The organism is Virgisporangium ochraceum (assembly GCF_016863655.1).
GTDB lineage: Bacteria > Actinomycetota > Actinomycetes > Mycobacteriales > Micromonosporaceae > Virgisporangium > Virgisporangium ochraceum.
Genome location: NZ_BOPH01000121.1, coordinates 1 through 15,895, shown reverse-complemented (window position 1 = coordinate 15,895; position 15,895 = coordinate 1). Strand labels below are relative to the sequence as shown.

Sequence of the window (15,895 nt, the reverse complement as noted above, 5' to 3'; positions counted from 1 at the left end):
GTCGCCGCGGGGTCAGCGGTCCAGATGTGACCGGAGGGCGGCGGCGACCTCGCCGGCGGCGGCGAGCTGGTCCGGGGTGAGCGCGTCGACGAACAGCTCCCGCACCGCGGTCAGGTGCGGGACGGTCGCCGCATGGAAGGCCTTGCGACCGGCGGGCGCCAGCACGATCTCCGCGCCCCGGCTGTCGGAGGCGCACTCCTCGCGCCGGATCAGGGTCCGCCGCTCCATGCGGCCGAGGTGGTGGGAGAGGCGGCTGCGTTCCCAGCCGACCAGCGTGGCGAGGTCGGAGGAGCGGGCCCGGTTGCCCTCGGCCTCGCTGAGCGCGAGGAGCACGGCGTAGTCGCTCGGCGACAGCCCGGTGTCGGCCTGCAGGCGCGTCGCGAGCAGGGCGCGGAGCACCTCGCCGGTCTCGAGGAACTCGCGCCAGACGCGTAGCTCGTCGCGGGTGGGAAGCCTGCGTTTCCTCGGCATGGCGGGGGACCTCCTGTGCTTGACACGTCAATCATATGGGCGCATAGTTGACGCGTCAATTACTGGAGGACAGCACCATGAACGAGATTGTCTTCGGCCTCGACACCTTCGGCGACGTGCCGGTGGACGACGCTGGGGCGACCCTGTCGCACGCCGCCGCGATCCGGCAGGTCGTCGACGAGGCCGTGCTCGCCGATGAGCTGGGCGTCGACGTCATCGCGCTGGGCGAGCACCACCGCCCGGAGTACTCCATCTCCACCCCGGAGACGGTGCTCGCCGGGATCGCCGGTCGCACGAAGCGGATCCGGCTCGCCTCCGGGGTCACCGTGCTGAGCTCCGACGACCCCGTGCGGGTCTTCCAGCGGTTCGCGACCGTCGACGCGCTGTCGAACGGGCGGGCCGAGGTCATCCTCGGGCGCGGATCGTTCACCGAGTCGTTCCCGCTGTTCGGGTACGACCTCGCCGACTACGACGTGCTCTTCGAGGAGAAGCTCGACCTGTTCGTCAAGCTCCTCGACGAGAAGCCGGTCACGTGGAGCGGCACCACCCGCGCCGCCCTCGACGAAGCGGACGTGTTCCCGAAGACCGAGTCCGGCCGGCTGCCGACCTGGGTGGGCGTGGGCGGGTCACCGCAGTCGGTGGTGCGCACCGCGAGGCACGACCTGCCGTTGATGCTCGCGATCATCGGCGGGCAGCCCGAACGGTTCGCCCCGTACGTGGACCTGTACCGGCGCGCCGCCGCGCAGCTCGGCACGACCGCGCACCCGGTCGGCATGCACTCGCCCGGCTTCGTCGCCGACACCGACGAGGAGGCGAAGGAGGTCTTCTACCCGGCCTACAAGGTGCAGCGCGACCGTATCGGGTCGCTGCGCGGCTGGCCGCCGCTGCGCCGGTCGGAGTTCGACGCCGAGGTCGCGCACGGGTCGCTCTACATCGGCTCGCCGGAAACCGTCGCGCGGAAGATCGCCCGCGCCATCCCGGCGCTCGACGTCGGCCGGTTCGACCTGATCTACACGGTCGGCGCGCAGCCGGTCGGTGCCCGGATGCGGGCCGTCGAGCTGTTCGGGTCGAAGGTGATCCCGATGGTCCGCGACATCCTGGCGGGCTGAGCGGTGGCACCGACGATCGGAATTCTCGGCGCGGGCAAGGTCGGCACCGTGCTGGCCCGGCTCGCGGTGGCCGCCGGTTACCCGGTGCTCATCGCCGGCTCCGGCGACCCGGCGAAGATCTCGCTCATCGTGGAGGTGCTCGCGCCGGGCGCGGTTCCGGTCACCGCGGCCGAGGCCGCCGAACGGGCCGACGTCGTGGTGCTCGCGCTGCCGCTGGGCCGGCACCACACGGTCCCGAAGGAAGCGCTCGCCGGAAAGCTCGTCATCGACGCGATGAACTACTGGTGGGAGGTCGACGGGATCCGCGACGACCTCACCGACCCGCGCACGTCGTCGAGCGAGACCGTGCAGGCGTTCCTGTCGGGCTCGCGGGTGGTGAAGGCGTTCAACCACATGGGCTACCACGACCTCGACGAGGGCGGCCGACCCGCCGGAACGGCCGGGCGCAGGGCGATCGCGGTCGCCGGCGACGACCCGGCCGACGTCGCGGCGGCGGCGGCCGTCGTCGACGCGCTCGGCTTCGACCCGGTCGTCGCCGGCCCGCTCGCCGAGGGCGTGCGCATGGAACCCGGCACCGAGATCTTCGGCGCCAACACCGACGCGGCCGGCATCAGGGCGATGCTCGACCGTTTCCCGTCATCCGAGAGAGGCCGCGAGGTCGCGGCCGCCAGACCCACTCCTTGAGGGGGCGCGCGACCGAACCGTGTCGGTGACGGGGTTTCCGGCGAGGGGACGGTTCGGGCCCTACTCCTTCTGATACAGGTCGCCGGTCGTGGCCGCGTACCGGTCGGCCTCGATCTCCGCCAGCAGCGCGGCCTCCTCGTCGAGCACGATCAGCGCGGTGACGTACGGGCGGCGGTCGCCGATCGCCTCCATGCCGGCGTTGGCGCGGCCCACCGTCCCGGTGCGGAAGTCGGTGGGGGTGTTGATGGTGCCGGTTCCGGTGGTCTCGCCGGGATCGGCGCGGCGCCGCTGCCGGCCCACCGCACCCGGTCGAGGCCCAGCATCGCCCGGACCGGTCGCAGCACGGCCGTGTCGAGCCCGACGAGCTTCGTGGTGAGCTCCGCCGGGACCGGCCGCTTCGCCTCGCGCAGCCGGTGCGCCTCCAGCGCGGCGCCGGTGGCCGCCGCGAACGCGGCCTTCACCCGCTCGTCGGCGCCCGCGACGTAGGCCTGGACGCCGGCGGCCATCCTCTCCCACACGCGCGGAACCCCGAAGAACGACACCGGCCGGACCGCCTTGAGCCCTTCGCCGAGCCGGGTGGAGTCGGGGCACACGGTGACGTGTCCGGCGCGGTAGACCGGGTTGTAGATCCCAGCATGCGTTCGGCGATGTGCGCCAGCGGCACCGCACCTCCTGCCACCGCTTCCCGAACGCCGCCGGACCGGCCCGGTACGCCGCCGCGCCGGTCTCCTCGACATGCGTCAACGGGACCGCGCCCGCGCCGCGCCAGGTAACCGAGCTGGTCGGAGCTCAGCGTCGCGTAGACGGTCGACGGCACCGCGCCGAGGTGCACCACGGCGAGGTCGACGATCCAGTGCTCGACGCGGCTCGCACCTGCGACCAGGTGAGCGTGTCGTCGGCGCCGAGCGTGGTGCTCCTCTGGCCTTCGCGGCACATCCCGGGTGAACATCGGTTGACAATCCGTCGGCATCGGAGGTGTGTAGGTGGCGGTCAGGGTCGCGCCGACGCGGGTCAGTCGTCCTCGGGCTCCTCGCGGAGCTCGACGTAGGGTTCCTCCTTCTCGGGGCGGCCGGCGGCGATGTTCCGCCCGCGGTGCAGTTCGGCGTCGAACTCGGCGCCGAGCAGCACGGCCACGTTCGACAGCCACAGCCACACGAAGAACAGGATGATGCCGCCGAGCGTGCCGTAGGCCTTGTTGTACGAGCCGAAGTTGTTGGCGTAGACCGCGAACCCCACCGAGGCGCCCATCCACACCACCACCGCGAGGAGGCCGCCCGGGCTGATCCACCGGAAGCCGCCCTGGCGGGCGTTCGGCGCGGCCCAGTAGAGCAGGGCCAGCATGAGCGTCACCAGGACCAGCAGGACCGGCCACTTGATCACGGCCCACGCGTCCAGGAAGAACGAGCCGACGCCCGCGGTCCGTCCGAGCGCCACCGCCACGCGGCCCGAGAACACCACGATGACCGCGCTCACGACGAGCATCACGCCGATGGCCAGCGTGACCGCCATGCGGATCGGCACGGTCTTCCAGAGGGGACGGCCCTCCGGCACGTCGTAGATGATGTTGGACGCGCTCATGAACGCCGCGACGTAGCCCGACGCCGACCACAGCGCGCCGGCCGCGCCCACCACGGCGAAGATCCCGGCCATGCCCTGCGCCTCGGTGAGGCTGCGGGCGCCGGCCTCCAGGATCTCGCGGGCCGGCTCCGGGGTGACGGCCCGCACGTTGTCCAGCAGCGGGTCGATGGCCGACTGGCCCACGATCCCGAGCACGGAGATCACGACGAGGAGACCGGGGAAGATCGCCAGGACGGTGTAGTAGGTGAGGGCCGCCGCCCAGTCGAACAGGTGGTCCTCGTCGAACTCCAGAATGGTCCGTTTCAGGACCCCCCACCACGAGCGGGCGCCGAGGTCGGTGGGTTGCTCAGGCGGCCCGTGGGTGCCGGCCTTTTCCGTCGTCATCGTTCCTGCCTCGTGATCACGGCCGCCCGATCGGGCCGATCGTCACCCATACTTCCCAGATGGACTCCTGGGTAGCCACGGTGGGGCTTCCCATCGCTCTGGCCGTCGTCATGCTCGGCCTCGGGCTGGGCCTCACCGTCGCCGACTTCCGCCGGGTCCTCAGCTACCCCCGGCTCGTGCTCCTGGCGATGGGCTGCCAGGTGGTCCTGCTGCCCGCCGTCTGCTTCGGGCTGGTGACGGCCGCCGACCTGGAGCCGGAGCTCGCGGTCGGCATGATGCTGCTCGCCGCGTCGCCGGGCGGGGTCGCCGCGAACCTGTACAGCCACCTCTTCGGCGGGCACGTCGCGCTCAACGTGACGCTCACCGCCGTCAACTCGGTGCTCACCGCGGTGACGCTGCCGATCGTGGTGAACCTGTCGACCGCGCACTTCATGGGCGACGCCGGCTCCGTCGGCCTGCAGTTCGACAAGGTGCTCCAGGTGTTCGCGATCGTGCTGGTGCCGGTGGCGGTCGGCATGCTCGTCCGGGCCCGCGCGGCGGCGGTGGCCGACCGGCTCACCCGTCCGTTCAAGATCGCGTCGGTGGTCGTGCTGGTCGTGGTCATCGCCGGCGCGATCCTCAAGGAGCGCGCGAACATCGCCGACTACGTCGTCGCGGTGGGACTCGTGGCGCTGGTGTTCAACGTGGTCAGCCTCGCCGTCGGGTACGGGGTGCCCCGGCTCACCGGCGCCGACCGTCCCGACGCGACCGCGGTCGGCATGGAGATCGGCCTCCACAACAGCGCCCTCGCGATCGCGATCGCGGTGAGCCCGGCCCTGCTCGACAACGTGCGCTTCGCGGTGCCGGCCGCCGTGTACGGGATCCTCATGTTCTTCACCGCGGCCGCGTTCGGCGCGGTCGTGTCGCGGCGCACGCGCCGTCGCGGCGCTCCGGCCCAGCCCTTATCGTGAGCGGATGACGGAGCTGCCGGAGATCCACCGGCCGGGAGAGGCCGCGGGGTCGGCGATCGTCGTCAACGGCGACCTCGGCAGCGGCAAGAGCACCGTGTCGGTCGAGATCGCGCGCCGGCTCGGCGTCCGCCGGATCTGCGTCGGTGACCTGTACCGCGAGATGGCGCGCCAACGCAACATGACCGCGCTGCAACTGAACCTGCACGCTGAGCTCGACGACGAGGTCGACGGCTACGTCGACCGCCTGCAACGCGACATCGCCGGGTCGGGCCAGCAGCTCGTGGTCGACAGCCGGTTGGCGTGGCACTTCTTCACCGACGCGATGAAGGTCCACCTGATGACCGACCGGGCGGTGGCCGCCCGGCGGGTGCTGGGCCGGCCGGCCAGCAGCGTCGAGAGCTACTCGTCGTCGGCCGACGCGGTCGAGCGGCTCCGGGAGCGCAGCGAGAGCGAGCGCACGCGGTTCCTGGTCCGCTACGGGGTCGACAAGACCCGGCTGCGCAACTACACCGTCGTCTGCGACACGACCTCGGCCACGCCCGAGGAGGTGGTCGACCGGGTGATCCGGTGCTACCGGGAGCCGGCCGCCGAGGTGCCCGTGCTCTTCGTCGACCCGCGCCGGATCTACCCCACCGGTCCGGTGCCGGCGTCGGCCGACGGCGGGGGAGCGGCACCGCTGTCGCTCGGGTACACCGGCGAGCACTTCTTCGTCGTCGACGGGCACCGCCGGCTGAGCGGCGCGCTGCGGGCGCGGGAGTCGCTGGTCGAGGCCAGGCTCGTCGCGGAAGCCGACGAGCCCGTGCCCGGCACCGGACGGTCGGCGACCGGGTACTTCGGCTCCCGGGTGCGCCCCGACGCGGTCCACGACTGGGCGGCCGCGCACGGAACGACGCTGCCCGTACCGGCGCGGTCCTGATGGAGGCGATGATCGCCACGCTGGGCTACGTCCTGTCCCGGGACGGGCGCCGGGTCCTGCTCCTGCGCCGCGACACGCGGCCCGACGACGTGCACTACGGCAAGTACGTCGGCCTCGGCGGGAAGGTCGAGCGGGGCGAGGACGTCTGCGCCGGCATGCGCCGCGAGATCGGGGAGGAGGCCGGCATCACCTGCGACGAGCTCGAACTCGCCGGCACGATCTCCTGGCCCGGGTTCGGCCGCCGCGGCGAGACGTGGTTCGGGTTCGTGTTCCGGATCCCGGCCTGGTCGGGAACTCCGCTGGCCGCCAACCCGGAGGGGACCCTCGAGTGGGTCGACATCGCCGACGTCCTCGCCGGCCGGATCCCGCAGTGGGAGGGCGACCTGAATTTCCTTCCCCTGGTGTTCGCCGCGAAGCGGCAGTTCCACGGCGTGATGCCCTACGCCGCGGGTCGGCCGGTCAGCTGGTCCTACTCCGAGCTGTAGCCGCCGCGGGGACCCACCCTCCCGTCGATACCCGCGCGGTCGGCGGCCTCGACACCGGAGTCCCAGCCTTCGATGCTGTCGACCCGGCTGCTCCGTGCCCGCGTGGTGCGGGGGAACACCCGGTGCATCGTCTCGCGCACCCGTTCGTCGCGGTCGGCGAGCACCGGCAGCAGTGTGGCCGGCTCCGTCGCCGTGGCCCCGGCCATCTCCGTCACCGCGGCCCGGGCCGTCTCCGCGAGCCGCTCGCCGATGCGCACCGCGAAAGCCACGAGGAACGACCGCCGGAACGTCTTCAGGCGCGCCCTGCCGGCCTTGCCGCCGCCCGGTTCCGCGCGTGCCATCGCGCGGTTCGCCTGCAGCAGCAGCGACGTGTACAGCAGGTCGACCGCGTCGATGTCCGCGTCGTACCCGAACACCGTGCTGAAGCCGAGGTCCTGCGACCACACGGCGTGGCAACGGTTGGCGGCGGCGACGGCGTGCAGCAGCGACGCCTTCTCGCTCTCGTAGGGGTGGTCGACCCCGATCCGGCGGGCGAACGGTACGACGGACGGGTCGTCGGCGTCGAGCAGCGCCTCGTCGATGCTGTGCCGGGCGATGAGCTCCTGCGCCTTCGCGGTGTAGGTCTCCGCCTCGGCCGGAAAGCTGGTGGACTCCGCCTTGGCGAGCAGGGCGCGCACCCGTTTCAACAGTCCCGCGTCCGCGTCGCGCCCGCTCCTGTTCCGCCGCGCAGTGGTTCCGGGCGGCGGGACGAGCACCTCGATGGCCGGCAGTCCACTGAGGACGGTCAGCAGACCCAGGACGGTGTCGATGAGCCCGGTGCGGTCGAGCCGGTGGGCACGGGCGAACGCGGTCAGATGGTCGACGTCGGGGCTCCACCACACGCGCGCGTCCAGGGTGGCGACCTGCGCCCGCCAGCGCTCGTCGACGCGGCCCTTCGGGAACCGGGCCACGTGGGCGGCGACCGCGTCACGCACGAGATCGGGCATCGGGACGCGGCCGAGGCGGGCCACGACGCGGTGCAGCTCGACGGGCTGCCACCCGTCGGTCCACAGCCGCTCGCAGGCGTCGCGCAGGGCCGCGGTCAGCGCACCGTCGACCTCGGCGGCCGGCGCCACGGTCAGGGAGTCCAGCCCCGGCTCATAGCCGACCGCGCCGCGGACCACGGCGTCGACCAGCCCTCGCGTCGTCGTCACCGCACCACGGTACGGGCGGGTCCGGCGGCTGCTCGCGCCCGCCCGACGGGTCGGCTACGGTGGACCTCCCCGGACCCGCGGCCGAATGCCTGGGCGACCGACCCGAACGGCAGGAACGATGACCGCAGACGTCCACCCCCTGTGTGTGCTGCTCGTCGAGGACGACGCGGCCGACGTGGCGCTGATGGAGACCGTGTTCGCCGACCACGAGCTCACCAGCGAACTGCACCACGTGCCCGACGGGGCGGAGGCGCTCGCGTTCCTGCGTCGTGACGCCGCGTACGCCGACGCGCCCCGGCCCGACCTCATCCTGCTCGACCTGAACATGCCCCGCGTCGACGGGCGACAGGTGCTCGGACACATCAAGGCCGACGAGGACCTGAAGGGCATTCCCGTCGTGGTGTTCACCACCTCCTCGACCGACACCGACGTCAGCTCCAGCTACGGCGCGCACGCCAACGCCTACGTCACGAAGCCCATCGATCTCGAGGACTTCGAGCGGGCGCTGTCGCAGATCCGGGAGTTCTGGGGCCACACGGTCACGCTGCCGCGCACGGACCGCCCGCGGGGCTGACCACCGGGCGAGGAAGACCCGACCGGGCCGACCTGACCGGCCGACCGGCTCAGGCCGCCCGACGCGCGCGCAGCCGGACGCGGGTACCGCCGGGCCCGCGGTCGATCGTGACGTCGTCGCACAACCGGTGCACCAGCCACAGCCCGCGACCGTGCTCCTGCTCGGCCGGAGGCAGGTGGACCGGACGGTCGAGAACCAGGCCGGGACCCCGGTCGGCCACCGTGACCAGCAACCCCGTGTCGTGCTCGATCGCCACCACCGCGACCCCGCCGCCGTGCTGCAGCGCGTTGATGACGACCTCGTTCACCGCGACGGTGAACCGGTCGACGTGATCGGGGTCGAGCCCGGCGTCGCGGGCGGCGGCGCGGACCCGGCGGCGGATGTCGCCGACCTCGGGCACCGTGACCCGCCACGTGTCCGGTTGCGGTGTGTGGTCTTTCCCGACGCCCCCGACATCCACCGGTGCATCTGGCGGACCGTCGTTCACGAGCGGATCGTAGTCGAGAATGACGCCTGCCGCACGGCGACGAGGGGCCGGCGAGCACCTAGAGTCGGATGTTGAACTGTGCCGACGCCGAAGGAGTGACCGTGGCACTGACGTCTTCGAGCCACCGTGACGGGGCGACCGTCACGATCACCCTCCGGGGCGATGCCGATTTCCCGGGAATCGGTGACTTTGAAGACATGCTGGCCGCGTACGTCGGCTCCGACGCCGAGACGATCCGCGTCGACCTCACGGGCGTCGTCTTCATCGACTCCGCGGGAATCAGCGCGCTCCTCAAGGGCCGCCGGTCGGCCGAGGACCACGGGCAGACCTTCGTCGTCACCGACGCGAGCGGGATCGTGCGCGAGCTTCTGGAGATGACGGGTGTGTGGTCGCATCTGTCGGGCCGGGCATGAAGACCGACGGTTCACGGACGGGTGACACCAGTACGAGTGCGGAGAAGCTCCGCCGGCTGCAGGCGGTCACCGACGCGGCGCTGTCGCGGCTCGGCGTCGAGGACCTCCTCGACGAGCTGCTCGAGCGCACCCGCGACCTGCTGTCCGCCGACGCCGCCGCGGTGCTGCTGCTCGACCAGACCGGCACCGAGCTGATCGCCACGGCGGCGAGCGGGCTCGAACAGGAGGTGCGGCAGGCGATCCGGCTGCCACTGGGGCAGGGGTTCGCCGGCCGGGTCGCGGCCGAGGGTCGCCCGATCGCGGTCGAGAACGTCGGCAGCTCCGGCATCGTCAGCCCGATCGCGGTCGCCAACCGGCTCGTGTCGGTGCTCGGCGTGCCGATGATGAGCGGCGGCAAGGTGATCGGCGTGCTGCACATCGGTACCCGGGCCCGGCGGCGGTTCGGTGCCGACGACATCGAGCTGCTGGAGCTCGTCGCCGACCGGGCCAGCCTCGCCACCCAGGCCCGCCTGTCGCGCCTCGACCGGGCCGCCACCGTGGCGCTGCAGCGCAGCCTGCTGCCCGACCGGCCGCACACCGTGCCGGGCCTGGAGGTGGCCGCCCGCTACGTGCCCGGCGCCGAGGTCGGCGTCGGCGGTGACTGGTACGACCTGTTCGCGCTGCCGTCGGGCCACATCGGCATCGTGATCGGCGACGTCGCCGGCAGCGGTCTGCGCGCGGCGGTCGTGATGGGACGCATCCGCAGCGCGCTGCGCGCGTACGCGTTGGAGACCGACGACCCGGCCGACGTCCTCACCCGGCTCGACCGCAAGGTCCAGCTGTTCGAGCCCGACGCGATGGCCACCGCGGTCTACGCGGTGCTGGAGCCGGCCACCGGTGCGCTGACGATGTCGAGCGCCGGCCACCTTCCCCCGATCGTGGTCGACCCGGGCGGGCCGGCCCGCCCGCTGGCGCTGCCGGCCGACATGCCGCTGGGCGCCTACCGGCGGGCGCCGCGCCGGGTCACCCGGCTGGTCCTGCCGCCGGAGAGCGGCCTGTTCCTGTACACCGACGGGCTGGTCGAGCAGCGCGAACGTCCCCTGTCCGCGGGCATCGCGGTGCTGGCGGAGGCGCTGGCGCCGACGTCGGCCGACGCGATGTGCGCGTCGGCGATGGCGCGCATGCTCGACGAGCGGGTCGCCACCGACGACGTGGCTGTGCTCGCCGTTCGCCGCACCGCGGGGGGCTGACCCGCAGGAATTTACGACCGTGAAACCGGCGGGGCCTAGCATGTCGCCGAGCTTCCAACTCATCGATGGCCCCCGACGGTTGGAGATCGCATGTCGCAGGCGATCCTGGCGGTTGACTGCGGGACCTGGGCGACGGCGGCCGCGCTCGTCGCCGACGACCGCACCACGCCCGTCGTCGATCCCGTCACCGGCGCGGCGCGGTGGCGCACGTCGGTGTACGTCGACGGCGACCGGCTGCTCGCCGGTGGCGCCGCCGAGCAGCGGTACGACGCCGAGCCCGGCCGCTACGCCGACGGCGTGCGCCCGGCCCTCGACGCGACCGCGCCGGTCGTGTTCGGCGCCGGTCACGCCGACCCCGGCGAGGTGCTGGCCGGGTACCTGACCACGCTGCGGGCGGAGGCCGAGCGCCAGAGCGGGCGGCCGGTGGACCGGCTGGCCCTCGCCGTCCCGTCCGACTACGGGTACCGCGACGCGCGCCGGGAGACGCTGCGCGGCGTCGCCGCCCGCGTCGGGTTCCCCGATGTGGAACTGGTGTCCGACGCGCTGGCCGCGGTGGCGGACCCGCTGCTGCCGGCCCGGTTCGCCGCGGGTGACTTCGTGCTCGTGTGCGACCTCGGCGTCACCTGGGCGGTGAGCCTGGTGCGTGTCGGCGCCGGCGTCCTCGGCACGGAGATCTCCGGCGGACGCCAGGACGTCGACCGGATGCTCCTCGACGACCTCCGCGAGACCCTGCACGGCTGGCTGCGCCCGCAGCTCGACATGGGTGGCGACGTCGCCGCCCGCGCCCAGCACCGGGCGACCGCGTTCGTGCGGGCGATGAAGGTGCGGCTGTGCGCGTCCGGCGCCGACGAGGTCACCGACGTCCCGGCGCCGGGTGCCCCGCCGTACCGGCTCAGCCGGGCCATCCTCGACCGGTGCGCCGGGCCGGCGCTGCGCTGGCTGCTCGCCAGCTGCCGGGCCGTGGCCGCCCGGGCGGGCGTGGCACTCCCGGAGCTGGCCGGGGTGGTGCTGGTCGGCGGCGGCGTACTGCCGCACGCGGCGGTGTGGCTGCGTGAGGGCCTCGGCCGGCCGGTCCACCAGCCGCCTGAGCCCGAACTCGCGGTGATCCGCGGCGCGGCGTCGTGGGCCGCGGGCGGCTCGGCGCGCCGGGTGCGGGCCGAGCCGCCACCGTGGCGGATCGAGCCGCTGACCTGGGACCTGCCGGCCGCCGACGCGCGGCTGCTGCGCTGGCTGGTCGCCGAGGGCGACGCGTACGCGGCGGGTGCGCTCCTCGCACAGGTACGCACGGCCGACGACCTCGTCTTCGACCTCACCGCGGCGCGCGCGGGCGTGATGATGCGCCACCAGCTCGCCGCCGGTGACCCGGTGCGCTCCGGCGACGTGGCCGCCACGACCCGCGGGTCCACCGGCAGCCTGGCCGCCGGCGACGGCCTGGTGCGACGGCACCACCTGCCGGTGACCGGCGACTGGGTGCTGACCCCCGACCGGCGGCTGCTCGTCGAGTGCGGCGCCGACGGGGTGCGGGTGCGCACGATCGGCGAGGCCGCGGTCGTGCACGAGTTGCGCATGCCGCAACCGGCGCAGGGCAACGTGTTCTTCTCCCCGCAGGGCCAGCTGGCGTTCGTGGCGTGGGACGGGTCGGGCACCTTCCACGTGTGGGACGTCTCCGCGGGCCGGCTGCTGTGCACGTTCAGCGACTCCGGTCCGCCCGGCAGCGTGCTCGTCAACGAGACCGACTGGCGGCTGCTCGCCGAGTCGGGCAGCGGCGTGCAGGTCGGGCGCTACCGCCGGTCGGTCGCCAACGTGTGGGACCTCGGCACCGGCGCCCGGATCGAGCGGCTCGTCGGCGACGACTGGCGGCGCAAGCGTCCCGGGTACACCGGCCGCACCCGCGGCGACGGCTTCGCCACCGAGACCACCAGCCCCGACGGCCGGCTGCGGGCGTCGACGGTGCAGACCGCGGCGAACTCGGCGGCGGTCGTGGTGCGCGAGGTCCGCACCGACCGCGAGGTGTTCCGGGCCGACGGCGCGGCCACCGAGGTGCGCACGGCGTTCAGCGCCGACGGCCAGCACCTGCTGGCGAACTGGCGCCAGGCCGGCACCTCGTGGGCGGACGTCTGGCAGCTATGAGAGCGCGGCGGCCGCCCGGCGCAGGTGCTCCAGCAGCGCGGTCGCGGCGGGAACCCCCACGGCGGTGGCGGCGACCGACGCGCTGACGGTCCGGTACGGGTCGTGGTCGAGGGGCACCACCCGCACGTCCGGGTGCCGGCTCGCCGTCAGCGCGAGCCGCGGCAGCACCGCCACCGCCGCGCCGGCCGCGACCATCGACTGCACCACGACGTAGTCGTCCGTACGGTGCCGGATGTCGGGCGTGAAGCCCGCCTCCGCGGCGCTGTCCACCAGCTGCCGCGAGCAGCGCGGGCAGCCGGCGATCCACCGGTCGCCGGCGAGGTCGGCCAGCGCCACCCGCGCGTGCCCACCGAGCGGGTGGTCCGGTGGCAGCACCGCGAGGAGCGGGTCGCGGAGCAGGGGCACGGTCTCCGCGTCGGCGGAGCGCCGCCGGTCCACATGATCGAACGTCACGGCGACGTCGCACTGGCCGCGGACCTGGAGCGCGACGGCCTCTTCCGGCTCGACCTGGGTCAGCCGGACGTCGAGCGTCGGGTGCGCGGCGGTGACGCTCGCGACCGCCGCGGCGACCAGCGTGGCGCTCGCCGACGGGAACGCCGCCACCCGCACCCGCCCCGCCCGGAGCCCGGCCAGGTCGCTCATCGCCGCGGTCGCCGCGTCGAGCTGGGCGGCGACCGCCTCGGCGTGCCGCATCAGCAGCCGGCCGGGGCCGGTGAGCTCGCTGCCGCGGCCGGTCCGGGCGATCAGCGGCAGGCCGAGGTCGCGTTCGAGGCGCTGCACGTGCTGGCTCACCGCGGGCTGGGTCCACCCGAGCGCCCGTGCGGCGGCGGCCAGCGACCCGCCGCGACCGACCTCGCGGAAGACGAGCAGGCGTCGAGGGTCGATGCTCACGCTCAGATCAAAGCACAGCTTTGATCTGATCCCACTTCTTCGCCGTTGTCGGCGTTCAGCTCATAGGACAGGCTGGTGCAGACGAAAGGGGACCGGGATGCGCACGATCGGGATGCTGGGCGGGATGAGCTGGGAGTCCACCGCGGAGTACTACCGGCTGGCGAACCAGATCGTCCGGGAGCGGCTCGGTGGGCTGCACTCGGCCCACATCGTGCTGGAGTCCCTCGACTTCGCCGACATCGAGCGCCTGCAGGTGGCGGGGGAGTGGGACGAGGCCGGGCGGATCCTGGCCGACGCCGCCCGCCGGGTCGAGGCCGCCGGCGCCGACGTGCTCGTGCTGTGCACCAACACGATGCACAAGGTCGCCGCGACCGTGCAGGCGGCCGTCGGCATCCCGATGCTGCACCTGGCCGACACCACCGCGGACGCCGCGCGCCGGGCCGGCCTGTCGACGCTGGGCCTGCTCGGCACCGCGTTCACCATGGAGCAGGACTTCTACCGCGACCGCCTGGCGGGCCACGGCTTCACCGTGCTCACCCCGCCCGCCGACGACCGTGCCGACGTCCACCGCATCATCTACGACGAGCTGTGCCTCGGCGTCGTGCGCGAGCCGTCGCGGCAGACGTACCGCGAGGTGATCGCGCGGCTCGTCGACCGCGGCGCCGACGGGATCGTGCTCGGCTGCACGGAGATCGAGCTGCTCGTGCGGCCGGAGGACAGCCCGGTGCCGGTGCTGCCGACCACCCGCCTGCACGTGGAGGCCGCCGTCGAGGTCACCCGGGCGCGACCGTCGTGAGCACCGGAGGCGGCCGGCCGCCGTCGCAGTGGGACAGGAACGTCGCCTCCGCGGGGGTGGCGGCGCCGTAGACGTCGACGCCCGGCGGCTCCCAGCCCAGCTCCACCATCCGCCGCGCCTGCTCCGGGCCCAACCGCGACTCCGTCACGTATTCGGGCCAGGCATCCGGCCAGCTCCTCGGCGACGTCGTCCCAGGTGGGCGTCATTCGTCCTTCCTACCAGGGCGTGCGTCCTGGTAGGAAGTAAGGCATGACTAGCGGGGACGATCGTTACATCCTCCGTGCCGGGCGGGCCTCCGACGGTCTCGACCTGGCCCGGTTGCAGGCCTCCACGCAGATGCAGTGGATCACCGGCGGCGAGCCGCACGAGGGCATCGCCGCCTGGGTCGAGGGCCTGTTCGACGGGCACCCGTCGGTCGGTCCGGAGGACTTCCTGGTCGCCGAGGACGTGGCCACCGGCCGCCCGGTGGGCAGCCTCGTCGACCTGCGTCAGACCTGGACGCTCGGCGGCGTCCGGTTCCCGGTGTCGCAGGTCGAGCTCGTCGCGACCGAGCCGGAGCACCGCGGCAACGGGCTCACCGGGCGCATGTTCGCCGCGCTGCACAAGCGGTTCGCCGCCGACGGCGTGGCGATCCAGATGATCGAGGGGATTCCGTACTTCTACCGGCGCCTCGGCTACGACTACGCGCTGGCGAACGACGGCGCCGCGGTGGTGCCGGCCGCCGCGCTCCCGGCCGGGCCGGCACCGCTGACGGTGCGGCCCGCCACTGTGGCCGACGCCGACGCGCTCGCCGGGATCGACCGGGCCCTCGCCGGCGGCGACGCGTTCACCTGCCCGCGGGACGCCGGGGTGTGGCGGTACGAGGTCGCCGGCCGTGGCGCCGACGACCTGTGCCGGCGGGCGGTCGCCGTGCTGGTGGACGGCGGTGAGGTCAGGGGCTACCTGGTGCACACCGCCCGCCTCTCGTCCGCGGGCGAGCTGACCGTGCTGGCCGCCGCCTGCGCGCGTCCCGCCGACTGGCCCGCGGCCGCGACCGCCATGTACGCCTACCTGGCCGGGGTGGGCCGGCGCCACGGGACCCTCACCGCCGTCCGTCCGCTGCTCGACCCCGACCACCCGCTGGCCCGGTTCGGCCCGCCCGGCGTCCCGCGACGCCCGCGCGGCTGGTACGTGCGCACCGACGACCCGGCGGCGCTCCTCGCCCGGCTGCTGCCGGTGCTGCGCGCCCGCTGGCACGCCGCCGACCTGCGGTGGCCCGGAAAGGACCTGGTGATCGACCTGTACGGCCCGGCCGTCCGGCTGGAGTTCGCCGACGGTGAGCTTGCCGCGGTGACGACCGTCCGCGGCACGTCCGACCCGTCGAACGACCCCGCGACCCACGCCACGGTTCCGCCGGGTGCGCTGCTGCACCTGGCCCTCGGCCACCGGACGCTGCCCGAGATCCTGGACGCCTGGCCCGACTGCCTGGTGCGCGACCGCGTCACCGAGCGCTTCCTGACGGCCGTGTTCCCCCGGGTCCCGGTGCGCATCTGGTCCCGCGTCTAGCCCCGTCCCGCGCCGCAGTCGAGACCTGCGCCGATATCGAGGCCTGCGCCGATCTTGCAC

Annotated in this window: 19 protein-coding genes; 11 read left to right on the top strand and 8 right to left on the bottom strand. The window is 73.7% G+C overall.

The genetic code is table 11. The features are described 5' to 3' along the window. Nucleotides 1-12: 12 nt before the first annotated feature. Nucleotides 13-471, bottom strand: coding sequence for a MarR family winged helix-turn-helix transcriptional regulator (locus Voc01_RS42885; RefSeq protein ID WP_203933487.1), 459 nt, complete (start codon nt 469-471; stop codon nt 13-15). A gap of 77 nt (nt 472-548) precedes the next feature. On the opposite strand from Voc01_RS42885, the gene Voc01_RS42880 reads away from it, so the two are divergent. Together Voc01_RS42880 and Voc01_RS42875 are read left to right on the top strand one after the other, a co-directional pair. Beyond that, entirely contained in the window at nt 549-1,580 is a 1,032-nt protein-coding gene (locus Voc01_RS42880) for an LLM class flavin-dependent oxidoreductase (protein ID WP_203933486.1), read from the top strand. A 3-nt stretch (nt 1,581-1,583) separates the two neighbouring features. Continuing rightward, nucleotides 1,584-2,264, top strand: coding sequence for an NADPH-dependent F420 reductase (locus Voc01_RS42875; protein WP_203933485.1), 681 nt, complete (start codon nt 1,584-1,586; stop codon nt 2,262-2,264). 60 nt (nt 2,265-2,324) lie between these two features. Here Voc01_RS42875 and Voc01_RS54315 read toward each other — a convergent pair whose 3' ends face one another. The 3 genes from Voc01_RS54315 to Voc01_RS42865 form a co-directional block, all read right to left on the bottom strand. Further along, a complete protein-coding gene (locus Voc01_RS54315; protein WP_275423813.1) occupies nt 2,325-2,456 on the bottom strand; it encodes a hypothetical protein in 132 nt (43 codons plus the stop codon). Further along, nucleotides 2,414-2,857 carry a hypothetical protein gene (locus Voc01_RS42870; RefSeq protein WP_203933484.1) on the bottom strand — a complete coding sequence of 148 codons (444 nt, stop codon included), beginning with the start codon at nt 2,855-2,857 and terminating at the stop codon, nt 2,414-2,416. Before Voc01_RS42870 ends, Voc01_RS54315 begins: the two co-directional genes overlap by 43 nt. Nucleotides 2,858-3,275: 418 nt before the next feature. Beyond that, entirely contained in the window at nt 3,276-4,226 is a 951-nt protein-coding gene (locus Voc01_RS42865; protein WP_203933483.1) for a YihY/virulence factor BrkB family protein, read from the bottom strand. Nucleotides 4,227-4,285: 59 nt separating this feature from the next. Here Voc01_RS42865 and Voc01_RS42860 point away from each other — a divergent pair, with 59 nt between their 5' ends. Genes Voc01_RS42860 through Voc01_RS42850 form a run of 3 tightly spaced genes read left to right on the top strand, consistent with a single transcriptional unit; the run spans nt 4,286 to nt 6,577 of the window. After that, nucleotides 4,286-5,176: a bile acid:sodium symporter family protein gene (locus Voc01_RS42860; RefSeq protein ID WP_203933482.1), complete on the top strand. Its 891-nt coding sequence runs from the start codon at nt 4,286-4,288 to the stop codon at nt 5,174-5,176. 4 nt (nt 5,177-5,180) lie between these two features. Then, on the top strand, nt 5,181-6,092 hold the full coding sequence (locus Voc01_RS42855) for an AAA family ATPase (protein WP_203933481.1): 912 nt from the start codon (nt 5,181-5,183) through the stop codon (nt 6,090-6,092). A gap of 8 nt (nt 6,093-6,100) precedes the next feature. After that, a complete protein-coding gene (locus Voc01_RS42850) occupies nt 6,101-6,577 on the top strand; it encodes an NUDIX hydrolase (protein ID WP_239160902.1) in 477 nt (158 codons plus the stop codon). On the opposite strand, the gene Voc01_RS42845 is transcribed toward Voc01_RS42850, so the two are convergent. Further along, nucleotides 6,562-7,770: a DUF2786 domain-containing protein gene (locus Voc01_RS42845; RefSeq protein ID WP_203933479.1), complete on the bottom strand. Its 1,209-nt coding sequence runs from the start codon at nt 7,768-7,770 to the stop codon at nt 6,562-6,564. The two genes, Voc01_RS42850 and Voc01_RS42845, sit on opposite strands and share 16 nt — an antisense overlap. A 118-nt stretch (nt 7,771-7,888) precedes the next feature. On the opposite strand from Voc01_RS42845, the gene Voc01_RS42840 reads away from it, so the two are divergent. Then, on the top strand, nt 7,889-8,344 hold the full coding sequence (locus Voc01_RS42840; RefSeq protein WP_203933478.1) for a response regulator: 456 nt from the start codon (nt 7,889-7,891) through the stop codon (nt 8,342-8,344). Between the two features lie 49 nt (nt 8,345-8,393). Here Voc01_RS42840 and Voc01_RS42835 read toward each other — a convergent pair whose 3' ends face one another. Next, nucleotides 8,394-8,831: an ATP-binding protein gene (locus Voc01_RS42835; RefSeq protein WP_203933477.1), complete on the bottom strand. Its 438-nt coding sequence runs from the start codon at nt 8,829-8,831 to the stop codon at nt 8,394-8,396. Between the two features lie 101 nt (nt 8,832-8,932). On the opposite strand from Voc01_RS42835, the gene Voc01_RS42830 reads away from it, so the two are divergent. The 3 genes from Voc01_RS42830 to Voc01_RS42820 all read left to right on the top strand — a co-directional run bounded on the left by Voc01_RS42830 (nt 8,933) and on the right by Voc01_RS42820 (nt 12,603). Beyond that, entirely contained in the window at nt 8,933-9,244 is a 312-nt protein-coding gene (locus Voc01_RS42830) for an STAS domain-containing protein (RefSeq protein ID WP_203933476.1), read from the top strand. Then, nucleotides 9,241-10,473, top strand: a complete 1,233-nt coding sequence (locus tag Voc01_RS42825) for a PP2C family protein-serine/threonine phosphatase (protein ID WP_203933475.1) — start codon at nt 9,241-9,243, stop codon at nt 10,471-10,473. Before Voc01_RS42830 ends, Voc01_RS42825 begins: the two co-directional genes overlap by 4 nt. Nucleotides 10,474-10,563: 90 nt before the next feature. After that, nucleotides 10,564-12,603 (top strand): Hsp70 family protein, encoded by a 2,040-nt coding sequence (locus tag Voc01_RS42820; protein ID WP_203933474.1) that lies wholly within the window; start codon nt 10,564-10,566, stop codon nt 12,601-12,603. Here Voc01_RS42820 and Voc01_RS42815 read toward each other — a convergent pair. Further along, nucleotides 12,598-13,494, bottom strand: a complete 897-nt coding sequence (locus tag Voc01_RS42815) for a LysR family transcriptional regulator (protein ID WP_203933473.1) — start codon at nt 13,492-13,494, stop codon at nt 12,598-12,600. The genes Voc01_RS42820 and Voc01_RS42815 overlap by 6 nt on opposite strands. A 97-nt stretch (nt 13,495-13,591) precedes the next feature. Here Voc01_RS42815 and Voc01_RS42810 point away from each other — a divergent pair, with 97 nt between their 5' ends. Beyond that, nucleotides 13,592-14,290 carry an aspartate/glutamate racemase family protein gene (locus tag Voc01_RS42810; protein ID WP_203933472.1) on the top strand — a complete coding sequence of 233 codons (699 nt, stop codon included), beginning with the start codon at nt 13,592-13,594 and terminating at the stop codon, nt 14,288-14,290. Here the strand turns inward: Voc01_RS42810 and Voc01_RS42805 are convergent. Beyond that, complete coding sequence (locus Voc01_RS42805; protein ID WP_203933471.1) at nt 14,268-14,423, bottom strand: hypothetical protein; 156 nt, start codon at nt 14,421-14,423, stop codon at nt 14,268-14,270. The genes Voc01_RS42810 and Voc01_RS42805 overlap by 23 nt on opposite strands. Before the next feature lie 116 nt (nt 14,424-14,539). On the opposite strand from Voc01_RS42805, the gene Voc01_RS42800 reads away from it, so the two are divergent. Then, the gene (locus tag Voc01_RS42800) at nt 14,540-15,835 is read left to right on the top strand and encodes a GNAT family N-acetyltransferase (RefSeq protein ID WP_203933470.1); all 1,296 of its coding nucleotides are present in this window, start codon (nt 14,540-14,542) and stop codon (nt 15,833-15,835) included. Nucleotides 15,836-15,895 lie beyond the last annotated feature (60 nt).